This is a genomic window from Sphingobium tyrosinilyticum (assembly GCF_042654265.1).
GTDB lineage: Bacteria > Pseudomonadota > Alphaproteobacteria > Sphingomonadales > Sphingomonadaceae > Sphingobium > Sphingobium tyrosinilyticum.
This window is the reverse complement of sequence record NZ_JBHSFZ010000032.1, coordinates 1-14,707: the sequence shown is the minus strand read 5'-3', so window position 1 is coordinate 14,707 and position 14,707 is coordinate 1. Positions and strand designations below refer to the sequence as shown.

Genomic DNA, 14,707 nt, shown 5'->3' with positions numbered 1-14,707 from the left:
CCTCCCCAGCTTCGCCTTACGCGATATATAGTTTATATGTCGGTTTGATGAGTATAGCAATGCGGATGGAAGTGAGGGCAACAGGCTCGCGGGAGGAGCGACGATGCCAATAGTAGGAAGTGAGGTCGGCGACAGCAGCACTGATTCGGTGAGGCGCGGCGGGACGCAGGAAGCGCAGCAAGCGCGCGCCGAAGAAACGCGGGCTGCGCTGTTGTCGAAGGCGCGACAGATGTTCGCCCAATTCGGCTTTTACAAGACAGGTACAGTCGCGCTTGTCACCAGCGCTCATGTGACAAGCGGCGCGCTTTACCATCATTTCCGCGACAAAAAGACGCTGTTCGAGGCTGTGTTTCTTGAAGTTCTCAACGATCTGCGGCGATCGGCAGAGGCGGAAGCTCGCCGCGCACGGCCGACTCGCTGGGAGCTGATCACAGGTGCGTTCGACAATTATCTCCGCCTGGTCGCCTCCAGTCCAGAGTTCCAGCGGATCGTTCTAATCGACGGGCCAGTAGTGTTTGGCTGGAGCCATTGGCGCGAACTCTTTGCAAGACATGTGACAACCGACATAGAAACCACCGTATCGCTGCTGATGGAGGACGGCCTGATCGCGCAGCAGCCCTCCTGGCCCCTCGCAAATTTGCTCCAAGGCGCGTTGAACGAGGCCGCGCTGTCCATCGCGAATTCGCCCGAACCTCACCGCGTGCAAGCAGAAGTGTCCCAGGCATTTTTCAGCCTTCTCCAAGGGCTGCACAATCGAGCTTGAGATGTCGAACTGTCTGCTGGTGAAGATAGGTGGTTTTTACGGATCGAAGTAGTCAGCGGGCCTTTGGGTTTACGCTTGCTCAGGGGCGACAGGACGTCGGCGCGAAGGACCGCCTGAAGCTGGAGGCGGCGATCAGGGAGCATCGGGCCCGCATGTTTGCCAAGGCGGATGATCCCGAGGATATAAGCAACTGCTCAGAGAGGGTATGGACGGACTTACCGCCCCCGCCATCATCGCGCAATTTAGCAAGCATGTCTATCGAGTGAGTGGGCCGGGGCCCGAAGCGGTTTTTGATGCCAAGCAGGCGCTTAAAGGACTGTGAAGGAAGATCCGCAGAATTTTGCCACCGCCGAGCATCTCTGAACCATGAACCTGTTTGCCCTCGATTTTGCTTGCGGAGCTTCAGCTTGCCCCTTGCTGGCGGCTTCATCAGCGCGGAGCGCGAATATCGGGCCGGTCCGGCTCGCTTTCGCACCGACAGCTGCCAGCTTGTCGTGTGCACAGCTAAAACCAAACTCCTGTGATGCTGACTCACTTCGAGGTTTTGAAGCGCCCCGGCTTTTCAGGAGGCAGTTTTCATTGGGCTATGCAGCCATATCGAGGTTCTCGAGGGCTGCATAGTAGTTGTCTTCGGCTTCAGCGGGGGGATGTTCCCGATAGGGCCGAAGAGGCGATGATTGTTGTACATGGGGTAATCGCGGCGCGACTCTTCTCCGTCTTTTGCAGTGATGGCAAGGTGGTTGCTCCCCGATAAGATGGAAAACGGGCTCACGATCAGCACCGGGCCCAAGCATCGGATGGAGAGCAACCATGGAGCAGTATATCGGATTGGACGTCTCACTGAAAGACACCGCGATCTCGATCCGGCAGGGCGGTTCACGAATTTGGCGAGGCAAATGCGCGTCAGATCCGGCGTTGTTGGCAGACATTATCCGGACGCAGGCGCCGCAGGTGAAGCGCGTGGTTTTCGAGACTGGCCCGCTCTCGACGTGGTTCTACCATGCGCTCTCGGCCGAGGGAGTACCAGCGATCTGCATCGAAGCGCGCCACGCGCAGAAGATATTGAACGAGACGCTGAACAAGACCGACGCCAATGATGCCGACGGCTTGGCGCAATTGGCCGAAGCGGGCTTTTACAAGGCCGTTCGCGTGAAGAGCTTCGATGCCATGTTGGCCCGCACTCTGATCGGCGTTCGCAAGCAGGTTGCCGGTATGTCGATCCAGCTCAGCAACCAAATCCGCGGAGTCATGAAGACATTCGGCCTTATCGTGCCCAAGGGCAAAGGGCGGGTGTTTGAGGGGCACGTCCGAGAGATGCTCGCCGGCAATGACGGGCTGGCAAGGATCATACTGCCTCTACTCGAAGCCTGGCGCGACCTTCGCAAGCACACGATCAATCTTGACCGCCAATTGCTGGCCGCGGCGCGGAATAGCAAAGCGACGCAATTATTAATGACGATCCCTGGCATTGGCGCCATCACGTCGCTGTCGTTCTCGGCTGCGATTGAGGATCCGGACAACTTCAAGCGTTCGCGTTCCGTCGGTGCCTGGCTTGGGTTGACTACGCGGCGCTATCAGTCCGGAGAAATAGATTACGATGGGCATATCTCCCGACGGGGAGATAGTCACCTGCGCAGCCTTCTTTATGAGGCAGCGATGGTTATGCTCACACGGACCAGTTCCCGGTATGACAGCAGCCTCAAGGACTGGGGGGTGAAGCTCCGAGAGCGCCTTGGCATCAAGCGGGCCGCTGTCGCGGTGGCGCGCAAACTGGCCGTGATCATGCACAGCATGCTGAAGACGGGAGAGCCATTCAACAAGTTGGCAGGCGTTCCTACGTAACCCGACCTCCAAGTCTATTACTCCAGCGCGTACAGGACCGACGCGCGGGGCGTCCCTGCCGCGGACGTGGGTCTGGCCATTCCGTTAAGATTGGATGCAGTTCCTCGGATATTGCGTGTTGTACATAGGAAGGCCATTCCTGCGAAGACCATCATGCGGCGGCTTTTGCAGACCGCGGAAACAACCCCGCTCCCGGCACGTAGCCTCCCTTGTGCGATATTTGGTCGCTGCGGACATTCCACAGCCTCTGCCAGAGTAATGCCACGATGCCGCTGGTCACCCAGTGTTGTCGAACAGACTTGACTCCCGAAGTGCGATTAAACAACCAATCGACCCAGCGCAGCGTTGCCATTTCCACGGCCGAGACGCTTGGCGATGACCGCTGCCGCCAGATGACTTCGGCCTTGTAAAGGCCGTTGATCGTCTCCGCCAAGGCATTGTCGTAACTGTCGCCGACGCTGCCGACCGATGGTACGAGCTTAGCCTCGGCCAGGCGCTGGGTGTAGTTCATGGCAAGGTATTGGGCGGATTCAACCGGTCGTCGCAACACCAAGCAATTGGAGGTTGTGAACATGGCCGGTCGTCGAGCATCAGAACGCTGTACCCGAGAGAAGCTACGCTCGCCTGGCCGCCCACCTGCCTGGCAGCGGGAGCACCATTGCCTGTTCTGGCTGTCGATCGCTCGAGGGCGTACCAGTGAGGATGCCGCAGCAGATGCCGGCATTTCGACACCATTGGGCCCACGCTGGTTTCGGAGTTCGGGAGGTATGCCGCCAACACATTTGGCACCGTCGGCGCCAGCGCTTAGTGGTCGGTTCCTGAGCTTTCAGGAGCGAGAGGATATTGCGCTCGAGCTTGCGCGAGGGTCCGGGATACGCGCAATTGCTCGCAAGCTTGGGCGTTCGGCCAGCACCATCTCACGAGAAGTGCGACGCAATGCCGCCACTCGTAGTGGCAATCTGGAATATCGCCCCATCGCCGCGCAGTGGCATGCTCACCGGGCTGGCCGACGCCCACGCCTTGGGAAGCTCGCCGGTAATCCGGCATTGCGCATGTACGTGGAGGAGCGGCTTTCCGGGCAGATCACGGACATTAAGGGTGCCGGCTTCGCGGGGCCGGAGATAATATGGAAGAAGCGCCGCGCAGTTCTTCGGCAAAATCGACGTTGGTCAGTGGCCTGGAGTCCTGAGCAGATCGCTCATCGGCTACGGATTGATTACCCTGAGGATCCCACCATGCGCATCAGTCATGAGGCCATCTATCAATCCCTCTACATCCAGGGGCGAGGCGCCTTGCGCCAGGAATTGACGGCATGTTTGCGCTCCGGCCGGGCGCTACGAACGCCGCGTGAACGCACGAGAGGACGCGGAAAATCCTTCATAGGTGAGGCAATCATGATCAGCGAACGTCCCGCAGAAATCGAGGACCGAGCTGTTCCTGGGCATTGGGAAGGAGATCTCATCCTTGGGCTGCACAGTTCGGCGATCGGCACCTTGGTTGAACGAAGTTCCAGATTCACCATGCTGCTGCATTTGCCTCGCGAAGAAGGATATCAACGCGGACAAGGCATCAAGAACGGCCCCCCGCTGGCGGGCCATGGGGCCGAAGCTGTCCGGAAAGCCATCGTCCAGTCTATGTGCGAACTACCGGAGAAGCTCCGGCAATCGCTGACTTGGGACCAAGGCGCTGAGATGGCTCAGCATGCAAAGCTGAAAGTGGATAGCGGTCTGGAGATATACTTCTGCAACCCGCAAAGCCCGTGGCAACGCGGATCGAATGAGAATACCAATGGCCTGCTTCGGCAGTACTTCCCCAAAGGCACCGATCTCAGCCGACATTCGATAAGCGAACTTCATGCCGTGGCTCACGCACTGAACACGCGCCCACGAAAGACGCTTGGCTGGAAGACCCCCGCAGAAGTCCTCGACCAGTTCTTGGTAACGCGGTATGAAGCCGGTGTTGCGACGACCGGTTGAATCCGCCTTGAACTCCCCTGTCGCTATGGTGGATCAGCCCGTCATCGGGGCCAGGCCTGCGGGCATGGATCGCCTGCTCCAGGGCATCCAGAACGAAGGCCGCAGTGGCTTGCTGACCTTCCACCCGACAATCCGCCGGGCAAAAGCGTCAATCACGAAGGCGACGTAAACGAAGCCGGCCCAGGTGTGCACATAGGTGAACTCGACGACCCACAGAGCGTTGGGCCGACTGACGAAAACTCCCGATTGACCTTGTCCAGCGGACACGGCGCCTTCGGGTTGCTGATGGTGGTGATCGTCTTCTTCCCACGCCGGACGCCCGTCAGCCCCATGGCGCGCATCAATCGTTCCACCGTGCATTTCGCCACCATGATGCCGTCACGCCGCATCTGGTGCCAGACCTTGCGTGCGCCATAGAGGCCGAAGCTGGCCTATGGACCCGCCTGATCTGCTCCCTAAACTCCTCATCGCGCCGGGCACGGGCCGGACGCCTTCCGGGATCGGCACGGCGTGCGGCATGTTCACGATAAGAGGAAGGGGCGATCGCCAGCTCGCGGCAGGTCGGCTCGATCCCCAAATCCTCACGATGGGCGTCGATGAACGCCATCATCATTTCCCGGGGCGGTCGAGCTCCGCCATCGCAAAATATGCCGATGCCTTGCGCAAAATCTAGTTGGCCCGGCGCAGTTCCTTCACTTCGCGCTCAAGTAACCTCAGCCGCTCGCGGTCATCGGCAGCCGGCGCCGCTGGTCCCGCTCGTCGGCTCGCCTCCTCCCGGCACCAGCGGCGCAGCGTCTCCAGCGAGCAGCCGATCTTCGCCGCGATCGACTTCATCACTTCCCATTCCGAGCCATATTCAGCTCGCTGCTCCGCGATCATACGGACCGCGCGCTTGCGGACTTCAGGAGAAAATTTGTTCGTCGTCTTGCTCATCACGGATGCTCCTTCTCACAAGTTGGAGCCTCCTGAAAAGCCAGGGCGCTTCATTTCCCAAACCGGTAAAGTATGAATCTATGCCGGCCTCTTGGACGGCATGGCTATGGATGCAGCGATCGGATTACGGCACGACTTCGATGCGACGAGCTTGAGGCGTGGAGAGAAGACCGACGAGCGGTTGATGCGCGAACTGGCCATCACCCAGACGCTCAAGACCCCGGTGAACTTCATCGTCCACACCTTGCAGGAGGTGAACGATGGGCTCGCCCATGGGCGTTATTTCTTCATGGACGTTGCCGGTGAGGGGATCGCGCTCTACCAAGCCGACGCCAGCGAATTGCACAAGCCGAGGCCGAAAACGCCAGCGCAAGCGCTGGCTATGGGGAATGATCATTTTCACGAGTGGTTTCCAGCCGCAATGCGGCGCTATGATTTTGTCAAGTTTGGCATAGAGAAAGGCCACCTTAAAGAAACGGCTTTTGAGCTGCATCAGGGGGTTGAAAGCCTATATCACGGCGTTCTGTTGGTAAAGACCTTCTACACCCCCTTATGCCGCGCGCGGCATAAGAGTGATTATGCCGAGCAGCTTACTATGCCGATGGGCTCCCCCTTTCACGTCGGCACCGCCGCCTTAGCGACTATCCGGGCGGCATAGTTTCCTCCTCACGCACATCATGTGCGCGGAGGAACGAAGATGATCACCGATGTATATTTAAGTGGCAGCCAGATCGTGCGCGGCCTGAAGCGTGGGACGTTCGCCGAGCATATTCTGCGGCTCCGAACGAGGCGGCCAGCGAGCGACGGTCGCTTTTTCGCTGATCCAGACCTGTCGCCTTAACGATGTCGACCCGCAGGCATGGCTCGCCGACGTCCTGGCACGCATCGCCGATCATCCTGTCAGCCGTCTCGACGAGTTGCTCCCGTGGAATTGGCGGACCGCTCAGGTCACTCTCGCCGCCTGATCCAACTTCGCCGCGGTCCTCGGCGTATTCTTACGCAAGCAGCTGCTGCATAAGCGCCATTTTAGTGACCGACATTCTACAACCAATGCCGAATATTCAAAAAGCGATACACCCGTTAAATTGCGGACGCGGCGTCGCGAGCATAGTCTGCAAAGATGGTAATCGCCTTTCGCTGTTCATTGCGGCGGGTGGCCAAGGCAAGGTTGAGCGACACGGGGCGGTCGTCTGCCGTCAATTCCAGCCAGTGCACCCTCCCAGCCGCCGCGTGGCGAACTACCTCGGGCGCTAGCGCCAGACCAAGGCCGCTTTCCACCAACGCGATCATAGTATGAATGTTAGCGACTTCCTCGACCATGCGCGGCAGGAAGCCGGCGGCCTGGCAAGCCGTCATCGTCTGCATGAACAGGGTTGGCACACGCTCGCGGTCAAAGACGATCTGCGGCTCATCCTTCAGTTCAGCCAATTCGACATGGCGCTGACGGGACAGTTGATGGTCCAGTGGAACTAACACGATGAACCGCTCCGTGCAGAGCGGTTCCAGATCGACATCGGCCTCCTCCAGCAGGGGTGTGCGCACAAGCCCGATATCGAGCGCGCCCTGTTCGAGTGCGCGCACGATCTCTCCGCTGGTCGACTCCCGCAGGCTGAGTTCGATGCGCGGATGCTGGCCGCGAAAGCGGGGAAGGATGGCAGGGATGAGGCGGTAGGTCACAGAGCCGACGAAACCGACCCGAAGCTTGCCCCGCGCCCCGGCCGCCACGGCGCGCGCCACCTCGGCAAAACGATCGAGCGCGGCCAAGGCATCACGCGCATGAGTCAGTGCCTCCAGCGCGGCGGCGGTCGGCACAATCCCACGCGGGTGCCGCTCAAACAACGGGGTGCCGAGTTCCTGCTCCAGTTTCCTGATCGAGAGCGAGAGCGGTGGTTGGGAAATGTTAAGCCGATCTGCGGCGCGATGGAAGCTGCGGACTTCGCATAACGTGACGAACTGGCGGAGCTGGCTGAGCTTCAAGATACTGTTCCTGTATCGGCAAAGGCGCTTTCGATATTAGTGTAAGATGTATCGGAAAGCTACGACAAGAAGGCATCAGGAGGACGGATGAATGTTGCCCCTTGCCGGCATAAAGGTACTCGACCTGGGATCAGTCCTAATGGCGCCCTATGCCGCGCAGTGGCTGGCGGACATGGGGGCTGACGTCATCAAGATTGAGCCGCCAGGTGGCGATACCACCCGGAAGATCGGGCCCTTTGAAGAGCAGGGTATGGCTTCGCTTTTCCTGGGTGTAAACCGCAACAAGCGGAGCGCGGTGCTCGATCTGAAGACAGAAGCTGGTCGTTCTGCGCTTATCAAGCTGGTGGAAACCGCTGACGTGCTGTTGCACAATAATCGGCCGCGCAAGATGTCCGCGTTGGGGCTTGGCCCTGACGTTCTGCTGAAGGTCAATCCCCGTCTTGTCTATGCCTGTATGCATGGGTTCGGGGAAGCCGGTCCCTATGGAGGGCGCCCGGCCTATGATGACATCATACAGGGCCTGTGCGGCCTTGCGGATCTGACCGGCCAGCGCACCGGTGTGCCGGCCTATCTTCCAATTTGCGCGGCTGACAAGACTGCGGGAATGGTTGGTGCGATCGCGATCCTGAGCGCGCTGGTGAAACGAGAGCAGGTGGGACAGGGAGCTTATGTCGAGATCCCGATGTTCGAGGCGCTGGTTTCCTATACGGCTGTCGAACATCTCTATGGCCGCCATTTCGAGCCGGCAAAGGGGCCGGCGGCCTACCCGCGGATCATGTCGGACGCGCGCCGTCCCTATGCCACCCGCGACGGGCATATCTGCGTCATGCCCTACACCGACCAGCACTGGCGTTCGTTGTTCCTTGCTGTTGGCCGCCAAGACCTGGCGGACGACACTCGTTTCCAGGGTATCGCCGCCCGCACGCATAATATCGACGCGCTCTATGCGCTACTCAGAGACATTCTCCAGAACCGCACGACCGGGGAATGGATGGCCTTGCTTGACGCCATCGAGGTGCCGAATGCACCGGTGAAGAGTATCGAAGACCTGCTGGAGGACCCGCACCTGACGGCTGTCGGGTTTTTCCCCACCTTCGCACAGGCCAATGGCAAGCATGTGCGGATGACAGGCGTGCCCGTGCTGTTCGACGGAGAGCGCCCACCGACGCGTCTGCCGCCCGCCTTGGGCGCTGATACCCGTGCAGTGCTGTCCGAGGTCGGGCTTTCGTCCGAGGAAATCGGCGCACTCGATTAGCGGAGAAAAACCAGGCCAGTAAACTCCATCAACGGCCACTGACAGTCTGTGCCACGGAAACACACGCTATGGCCCTTTTGTGCAAGATGGATTGCAATCTGATCGGAGGTGAGTGGATCGCCGCGAGTGAGCCGGTAGAGAACCGCAGCCCATCCGATACAGGAGATCTGATTGCCTTTCATGCGCGCGCGACGACAGAGGATGTGGACGCAGCGGTGAACGCAGCGCGCTTCGCTTTGTCTGGCTGGCGTGATCCGACCCCGCAGCTACGGGCCGACATACTGGACCAAGTCGGTCCGCGCCTGATTATGGTCAATGTACCCTCCGCCGGCGTCGATTATCATGTCCCGTTCGGGGGAAGGAAGGCAGCGCCTTACGGACCGCGCGACCAGGGCGCGCTACACGTCGGATTTCTGCACCACCATCAAGACCGTCCACAGTTTCGTCGGATGAAGCCAGGAGGCTGGGCCTCCTGTCCAGGAGAATAGCATGACCTTCGTCACCATCGAAAGGCACGGCCATGTGGCCGTCCTGACCCTCAACCGGCCGGAATCGCGGAACGCGCTTGGCGCAATCGGCGACGCAGACGAGATCGCCGCCGCCTGCGCGGCGATCAACGCGGATCGGGATATACGTTGCGTCATACTCACTGGGGCAGGTCGCGCCTTCTCGGCCGGAGGCGATCTAAAGGCGATGCAGGCACAGCAAGGAATATTTTCGGGCACCGGCGTCGAACTGAGAGAATCCTATCGCAACAATATCCACAGGGTGGTGCGTGCGATCTATGGGCTGGAAGTGCCGTCTATCGCGGCCGTGAACGGTGCTGCGATCGGACTTGGGTGCGACATAGCCTGCATGACCGACATCCGCATCGCAGCGGAAAGCGCACGTTTCGGCGCGACCTTTCTGAAGCTCGGCCTGCTTCCTGGAGACGGCGGCGCATGGTTGCTGCCTCGGACGATCGGCATGAGCCGCGCGGCGGAATTACTGTTCTCTGGCGACGTAATTGATGCGACAACCGCCGCCGACTGGGGGCTGGTCAGCCGCGTCGTCCCTGATGCCGAACTGTTGGATGAAGCACTGAAACTGGCTGAGAAGGTCGCAGCCAACCCGCCTCAAGCCTTGCGACTCACGAAAACATTGCTGAAACAGGGACAGACCGCTAGCTACGACACACTCATGGAAATGAGCGCCGCAGCGCAGGCGCTGGCGCATCATACCGCGGACCATATCGAAGGCGTTACCGCCCTGCTTGAAAAGAGGACACCTGCTTTCACCGGACGATGATCACTCGCCGGGTCGGACCGCCTGACCCCGGCGCGCGGCGCCCACGCGCTGGAGGAGCGCACGGGCACTCCAGTCTCGTCGACGACTAGCCGCGGCGGATGCCGCCGATCAGCATTGCGGTTGAGAGGGGGCGGCCGTCACAACGGGCCTGACAGTCGTTGCGTCGGCGTTATGAGGGTTCGCTAAGCCAGGACCTCATTCCCCAAAGCAATCTCGCAAAGGCGGTCGAACCCCTTGGGCTGCGCCAGAACTTCGCGAACCTGGGCTTCGGTGAGGCCGCTTGACCGTGTCCAGACTTCGCGGATCCATTCCCCAGCGTCGCAATGCCATTCCAGCCGCACGACCTTGGCTGTCTCGTCGACCGTAACGATGTCGACCTGATGTGCCAGCACCGGGATGCCGTCCTTGGTTGTACCCTCGTAGATGATGCGGGCAATCCAGCCTTCCGGGGTGGGCCAGACCTTATACTCGGTGATGCGGAAGTCCGGGATATACTTCCAATACATCTCATATTCGGCCGTATGCTTCGTGCGCACACCATTGGTGGTCATGCTTGATTCACCATTGAGCGGACCGTAGAAAGACACCGTCCACGGTTCGCGAGCCGTACCCTCGACGGTGTAAGCGCTCGGCTGCTCGAGGATTGGCCAGCGCGGCGTCATCTGCGGCTCATACATGCGCCGCCCCATTTCAGCGTGGATCTCAAGTGAAGGCATAATGGTGTTCCTTATCGCTTCAGGCGGCTGCGGTGGCAATCAGTGCCGGTTGGGCGCCACGCACCAACTGACCTGGGAACCGACCACAATGCTCGCCATTGCGGAAGGTGACGACGCCGCGCTTGATCGTGGCGATATACCCTTCTGGTTTCTGGAGCAGACGCAGCCCGCCTGCAGGCAGGTCATACGCCCGATACGGTTTTGGCAGGCGTACGCTCGTCAAGTCTATGATGTTGAGGTCCGCCAGATAGCCTTCCGCTACGAGGCCGCGGTCCAGCATGCCATAGGAGACTGCCGCATCGCGAGTGTAGCCCTTGATCACAGTTTCAAGCGGCAGCTTCTCGCCGCGCGTCCGGTCGCGAACCCAGTGCTGGAGCATGAAGGTGGGCTGAGCAGCATCGACAACCCGAGTGGAATGCGCGCCCGCGTCGGACATGCTGGGGATTGTCCCCCGCTGCAGCAGAATTTCACGAATATCGCTGAAATCTCCCGCTGCATAGTTGAAGATGGTTGCGATCAGCATGCCGGTGCCGTCATCGCGCATCATTTCGTCATACATCAACGCGGCCGGACTTGATCCTGTCGCACTGGCAATGGCGGCGATGCTGTCGATTTCGGGATCGGGCTCATAGTTCGGATAATCGCCCGCTGGGAAAATTCGGCTGAGGGGCGTGCGTCGAGCCAGCGAATCGGTGGCGGGATCGAATTCGGCGATGATCCGCGAGCGGACCTCAGGGTCGCGGAGCTTGGTCAGCCGTTCGGCCAACGGAAGGTGCGCGATGGCCTGGAAGCTCGGGCAGTTCTCGAATGGGCGACTCGCGCTGTCCCAATGTGCCACGGCCCCCTGCCCGCGCGGCGGTACCTGGCCATAGAGGTCCAGCCCTTCTGCGGCGGCGCGCTCGATCATGTCGATGCGCTCACGCCAGCGCATGTCGGTCATTGGGAAATGTATCGCGCTCCTGCTGCGCCGGGCGAGCTCGACAATGTCCTCCATATCCTCGTCGAGATGAGCATGGGCGTTGCCCAGGAACTGGATCACACGTCCGCCCACGGCAGCCAGGGACCCGGACATGCCAAACGCATCGGCGGTGGGGACATCCGCTCCCGGTATAACGGAGCCGTCCGTCATGCGATGTACGTCGGTTCGCGAGAATGAAAAGCCGAGCGCGCCCGCCCGCAGCGCTTCTTCAAGCAGGCTGTTCATCGTTTCAATTTCTTGGCTTGAAGCAGGTTCCGGACTTCCAGACCGGTCGCCAAGAACGTACCGGCGCAGGGCAACATTGCCGACCTGAGTTCCGATGTCGATTGTGTGCTGCCGACGCTCAATTGCATCGAGATATTCGGGGAAACTCTCCCAGTCCCATGCAAGGCCATCGCGAAGCACAGGTTGCGGGATTTCCTCGACTGCTTCCATCACCTCCATGAGGAAATTGCGCGAATCCGGGCGGGCGGGCGCGAAGCCGACACCGCAATTGCCCATGACGATGGTGGTCACACCATTCCAGGATGTCGGCGCCAGAATTGGGTCCCACATCACCTGCGCATCATAATGGGTGTGTAGATCGATGAAGCCAGGGGACACGATCTTACCCGTAGCGTCGATATCCTCCCGCCCGCGCTCTGGGACAAGGCCGACCCGGCTGATCCTTTCTCCGTCGATCGCCACATCGCCTACAAAAGCTGGAGCGCCGCTGCCATCGACGATCATCCCGCCACGGATCACGATATCATGCATTTTGATCGCTCCACCATATCGAAAACATCCTCTGCCTGGGAGGCTCCACTTGAGATGTGGACCTCCATCACAACAAACTAACTGCTTCGAGCGCTCAGGACTAATATCGAACTGCTCATCAGCGATACCAAAACGTTGTTTGATGAGGGGGATCTGAGGCCCAAAGGCGGCAAGTGCACAATGGCCATCCAATGCAAAGACGCGCGTCTTGGCTGCCGCGGCGGCAGTTTAGGCGCACGGACGTGTGACCACGCACATGCATTTCCGCAGGCATAGTTGTTGACAATTTGGTCCGGTCTCTGCGCGACTATGCGGCTGCGGGATTGCACCCGAATAAATGATCCCAGCGTGAACGGACGTACAGCTGCCGACGCGGGGCGGTTCTGGTGACAGCTGCCGCATACCGGACGATCTGCAACGGGGGAACGAAAATAGACTGCCGAGTAACCGGAAAAATGGTCGCAATCTCATGCAAGCCAAACCCGGATCATGGGAGTTTTCGGACGATCCGGTTGAGCGCTCGTTTTTAGAAGCTGCCGTTCCAAGCGTTGTTCAATGGCGGCTTACGAGCAATTGTGCTGCTATTCGAACCTCGATATTGGTTGCGGATCCTCGGCTTGCCCTTTGCTGGCGGCTTCATCAGCGCGGAGCGCGAGTATCGGGCCGGTCCAGCTCGCTTTCGCGCCGACATGCTGCCAGCTTGTCCTGTACACTGCTAATGCTCGCTGCCGTGCATCAGATACGGTGGCTCAGCGACACTACGCAGGCGATCATCAAGATCGATCCGGTTCGCTTAGCGCACGGGACACGACCGGCATCGGGTTTCATGCGCTGGCGTGCTATTCCGAGAAGGATTCATTGAGTGGTGCAATCGGGCCGAGATGTCAGCCGATCAACTTTGGCGGCTGCTGAATTTGCACCGAAGGCGCCATCGACTTTCGGGGCGGAAGTATGGCGGCACACATGCAGTCGGCTCTGTGCAGTCGCTAGGGAGACGGGCTCCTTAGCCGGAATGTCCTCCCTCAGCTGCGTCGGGATAGACACGGGCCCTCACGGGTAAGGTGGAGCGGAGCTATCCGGCCATCGGGCAGATATTCGACCTCGCATAGTACGCTCCGACGGAAGAGAGGTGAGGTGCCCGGTTGCGATTGATCATTGCACGCGAAATACCATTTGCTCTTCCATTCGAAAAACGAGCCATGCCGATCGAAATTAAGCCATTTTTTTGGACGATACTGAGGCGGAGGCGCGTGAGGATCTCGCATGGCACTGTCGTTTCGGAACGTCTCGTCGACGTTTTCCGGACGGAGTAGCGCGCCCTGGCATTTGAACGGTCCATAAGGCGAGCTGCCAACGGCATAGTATGTGCCCCAGGACAGGTAATATAAGTTACCGAAGCGATGCAGGAAGGGCTTGTCATCCGTTTTACCTGGCACGAACGGGCCTTCCTTGTCGGCGATCTCCACCAGCCGGGGGACTTTGACGCCATGTCATCGTTCAGACGCACCACATAAAAATCGAACGTGCCAAAAACCATGTAGCTGGTCCCATCCGCCTCTTGGAGAATACCAGGGTCGCGAGAGGCGGTTGGAACCTGACCCTTCGCAATCAGGGGCCGGCCGAGCGGGTCTGTCTATGGCCCTTCTGGCCGTCCGCTTTCGACCACTCCGATGTCTTCTGGTCCGATCGAGAAATAGAGATAGAACTTGCCGTTCCTGCTTGCCGCATCGGTCGCCCAGCACTGCGAACTCGTCCGGCGCATATATTCGGATCTGAGCATGCCTTCTCTTTACGAGGCGAGCGAGCGTTCGACATGGGCAAACTTTCGGTGAAAATTCTGAACTATCCCAGGTAGCTTACCATCAACAATTAGAGTCAAAATCTACTGTGCTGTTTACGCTCGATTTTTTCGAATGAGGCATTGCGCTCACCGCATGCGGCCTGACCCCAAACGGGAGCATCTTGCTGGCAAAGGCCACTTCATCCGAGATCCCAAGATTCGCCTCACGATGCCGCGCGGCCGTCCAGCGGGAACTGCGTTCGACGCTACATAAATCGCCTGCCGGATGGATATACGGCAAAGGGTTCGATTCAGGACCGCAGACTGGCAAGTCTGTGCTCGGGTCGCTATTTGGGGCGCATGACCGATAGTGCCGCTATTCCCGTCCCGCCCCAGCCGCAACGTGTCCGCAAGCCGGACTGGATCCGCGTCAAGGCGCCGAC

The 14,707-nt window shown here is 59.7% G+C and carries 10 protein-coding genes, 5 pseudogenes and 1 other annotated feature; of the genes and pseudogenes, 9 read left to right on the top strand and 6 right to left on the bottom strand.

Annotated elements, in window-relative coordinates:
- The first annotated feature begins 103 nt into the window (after positions 1-103).
- Positions 104-763, top strand: coding sequence for a TetR/AcrR family transcriptional regulator (locus tag ACFO3E_RS14915; protein ID WP_380805685.1), 660 nt, complete (start codon positions 104-106; stop codon positions 761-763).
- 810 nt (positions 764-1,573) lie between these two features.
- Complete coding sequence (locus ACFO3E_RS14910) at positions 1,574-2,605, top strand: IS110 family RNA-guided transposase (RefSeq protein WP_380805682.1); 1,032 nt, start codon at positions 1,574-1,576, stop codon at positions 2,603-2,605.
- A 313-nt stretch (positions 2,606-2,918) separates the two neighbouring features.
- Here the strand turns inward: ACFO3E_RS14910 and ACFO3E_RS14905 are convergent.
- Positions 2,919-3,128 (bottom strand): annotated as a pseudogene (locus ACFO3E_RS14905) (IS3 family transposase); the annotation flags it as partial.
- 49 nt (positions 3,129-3,177) lie between these two features.
- Between ACFO3E_RS14905 and ACFO3E_RS14900 the strand changes: the two are divergent.
- Complete coding sequence (locus ACFO3E_RS14900; RefSeq protein ID WP_380805681.1) at positions 3,178-4,581, top strand: IS30 family transposase; 1,404 nt, start codon at positions 3,178-3,180, stop codon at positions 4,579-4,581.
- Between the two features lie 7 nt (positions 4,582-4,588).
- On the opposite strand, the pseudogene ACFO3E_RS14895 reads toward ACFO3E_RS14900, so the two are convergent.
- A pseudogene (locus tag ACFO3E_RS14895) lies at positions 4,589-5,514 on the bottom strand (IS3 family transposase); the annotation flags it as partial.
- Positions 5,117-5,233: a sequence feature (AL1L pseudoknot), on the bottom strand. (Overlaps the previous pseudogene by 117 nt.)
- A 166-nt stretch (positions 5,515-5,680) precedes the next feature.
- On the opposite strand from ACFO3E_RS14895, the pseudogene ACFO3E_RS14890 reads away from it, so the two are divergent.
- Together ACFO3E_RS14890 and ACFO3E_RS14885 are read left to right on the top strand one after the other, a co-directional pair.
- Positions 5,681-6,064, top strand: a pseudogene (locus ACFO3E_RS14890) (HEPN domain-containing protein); the annotation flags it as partial.
- A gap of 196 nt (positions 6,065-6,260) precedes the next feature.
- Positions 6,261-6,479 (top strand): annotated as a pseudogene (locus ACFO3E_RS14885) (transposase domain-containing protein); the annotation flags it as partial.
- 115 nt (positions 6,480-6,594) lie between these two features.
- Here the strand turns inward: ACFO3E_RS14885 and ACFO3E_RS14880 are convergent.
- Positions 6,595-7,491, bottom strand: a complete 897-nt coding sequence (locus tag ACFO3E_RS14880; protein WP_380805678.1) for a LysR family transcriptional regulator — start codon at positions 7,489-7,491, stop codon at positions 6,595-6,597.
- Between the two features lie 91 nt (positions 7,492-7,582).
- Between ACFO3E_RS14880 and ACFO3E_RS14875 the strand changes: the two genes are divergently transcribed.
- The 3 genes from ACFO3E_RS14875 (at position 7,583) to ACFO3E_RS14865 (ending at position 10,033) form a co-directional block, all read left to right on the top strand.
- Positions 7,583-8,746, top strand: coding sequence for a CaiB/BaiF CoA transferase family protein (locus tag ACFO3E_RS14875; RefSeq protein ID WP_380805675.1), 1,164 nt, complete (start codon positions 7,583-7,585; stop codon positions 8,744-8,746).
- Between the two features lie 68 nt (positions 8,747-8,814).
- Positions 8,815-9,234, top strand: a complete 420-nt coding sequence (locus ACFO3E_RS14870) for an aldehyde dehydrogenase family protein (protein ID WP_380805673.1) — start codon at positions 8,815-8,817, stop codon at positions 9,232-9,234.
- A 1-nt stretch (position 9,235) separates the two neighbouring features.
- Positions 9,236-10,033: a crotonase/enoyl-CoA hydratase family protein gene (locus ACFO3E_RS14865; protein WP_380805670.1), complete on the top strand. Its 798-nt coding sequence runs from the start codon at positions 9,236-9,238 to the stop codon at positions 10,031-10,033.
- Between the two features lie 182 nt (positions 10,034-10,215).
- Here ACFO3E_RS14865 and ACFO3E_RS14860 read toward each other — a convergent pair whose 3' ends face one another.
- The 3 genes from ACFO3E_RS14860 to ACFO3E_RS14850 form a co-directional block, all read right to left on the bottom strand.
- A complete protein-coding gene (locus ACFO3E_RS14860; RefSeq protein WP_380805668.1) occupies positions 10,216-10,749 on the bottom strand; it encodes a hypothetical protein in 534 nt (177 codons plus the stop codon).
- Positions 10,750-10,768: 19 nt separating this feature from the next.
- A complete protein-coding gene (locus ACFO3E_RS14855; RefSeq protein ID WP_380805666.1) occupies positions 10,769-12,484 on the bottom strand; it encodes an N-acyl-D-amino-acid deacylase family protein in 1,716 nt (571 codons plus the stop codon).
- A 1,633-nt stretch (positions 12,485-14,117) separates the two neighbouring features.
- Positions 14,118-14,264: a hypothetical protein gene (locus ACFO3E_RS14850; RefSeq protein ID WP_380805663.1), complete on the bottom strand. Its 147-nt coding sequence runs from the start codon at positions 14,262-14,264 to the stop codon at positions 14,118-14,120.
- 324 nt (positions 14,265-14,588) lie between these two features.
- Between ACFO3E_RS14850 and ACFO3E_RS14845 the strand changes: the two are divergent.
- Positions 14,589-14,707 (top strand): annotated as a pseudogene (locus ACFO3E_RS14845) (lipoyl synthase); the annotation flags it as partial.

Excerpts from the sequence above, each read along its gene's own strand:
- ACFO3E_RS14915 (WP_380805685.1), top strand. The coding sequence starts at position 104 with ATGCCAATAGTAGGAAGTGAGGTCGGCGACAGCAGCACTGATTCGGTG.
- ACFO3E_RS14910 (WP_380805682.1), top strand. The coding sequence starts at position 1,574 with ATGGAGCAGTATATCGGATTGGACGTCTCACTGAAAGACACCGCGATC.
- ACFO3E_RS14900 (WP_380805681.1), top strand. The coding sequence starts at position 3,178 with ATGGCCGGTCGTCGAGCATCAGAACGCTGTACCCGAGAGAAGCTACGC.
- ACFO3E_RS14875 (WP_380805675.1), top strand. The coding sequence starts at position 7,583 with ATGTTGCCCCTTGCCGGCATAAAGGTACTCGACCTGGGATCAGTCCTA.
- ACFO3E_RS14870 (WP_380805673.1), top strand. The coding sequence starts at position 8,815 with ATGGCCCTTTTGTGCAAGATGGATTGCAATCTGATCGGAGGTGAGTGG.
- ACFO3E_RS14865 (WP_380805670.1), top strand. The coding sequence starts at position 9,236 with ATGACCTTCGTCACCATCGAAAGGCACGGCCATGTGGCCGTCCTGACC.
- ACFO3E_RS14860 (WP_380805668.1), bottom strand. The coding sequence starts at position 10,749 with ATGCCTTCACTTGAGATCCACGCTGAAATGGGGCGGCGCATGTATGAG.
- ACFO3E_RS14855 (WP_380805666.1), bottom strand. The coding sequence starts at position 12,484 with ATGCATGATATCGTGATCCGTGGCGGGATGATCGTCGATGGCAGCGGC.
- ACFO3E_RS14850 (WP_380805663.1), bottom strand. The coding sequence starts at position 14,264 with ATGCTCAGATCCGAATATATGCGCCGGACGAGTTCGCAGTGCTGGGCG.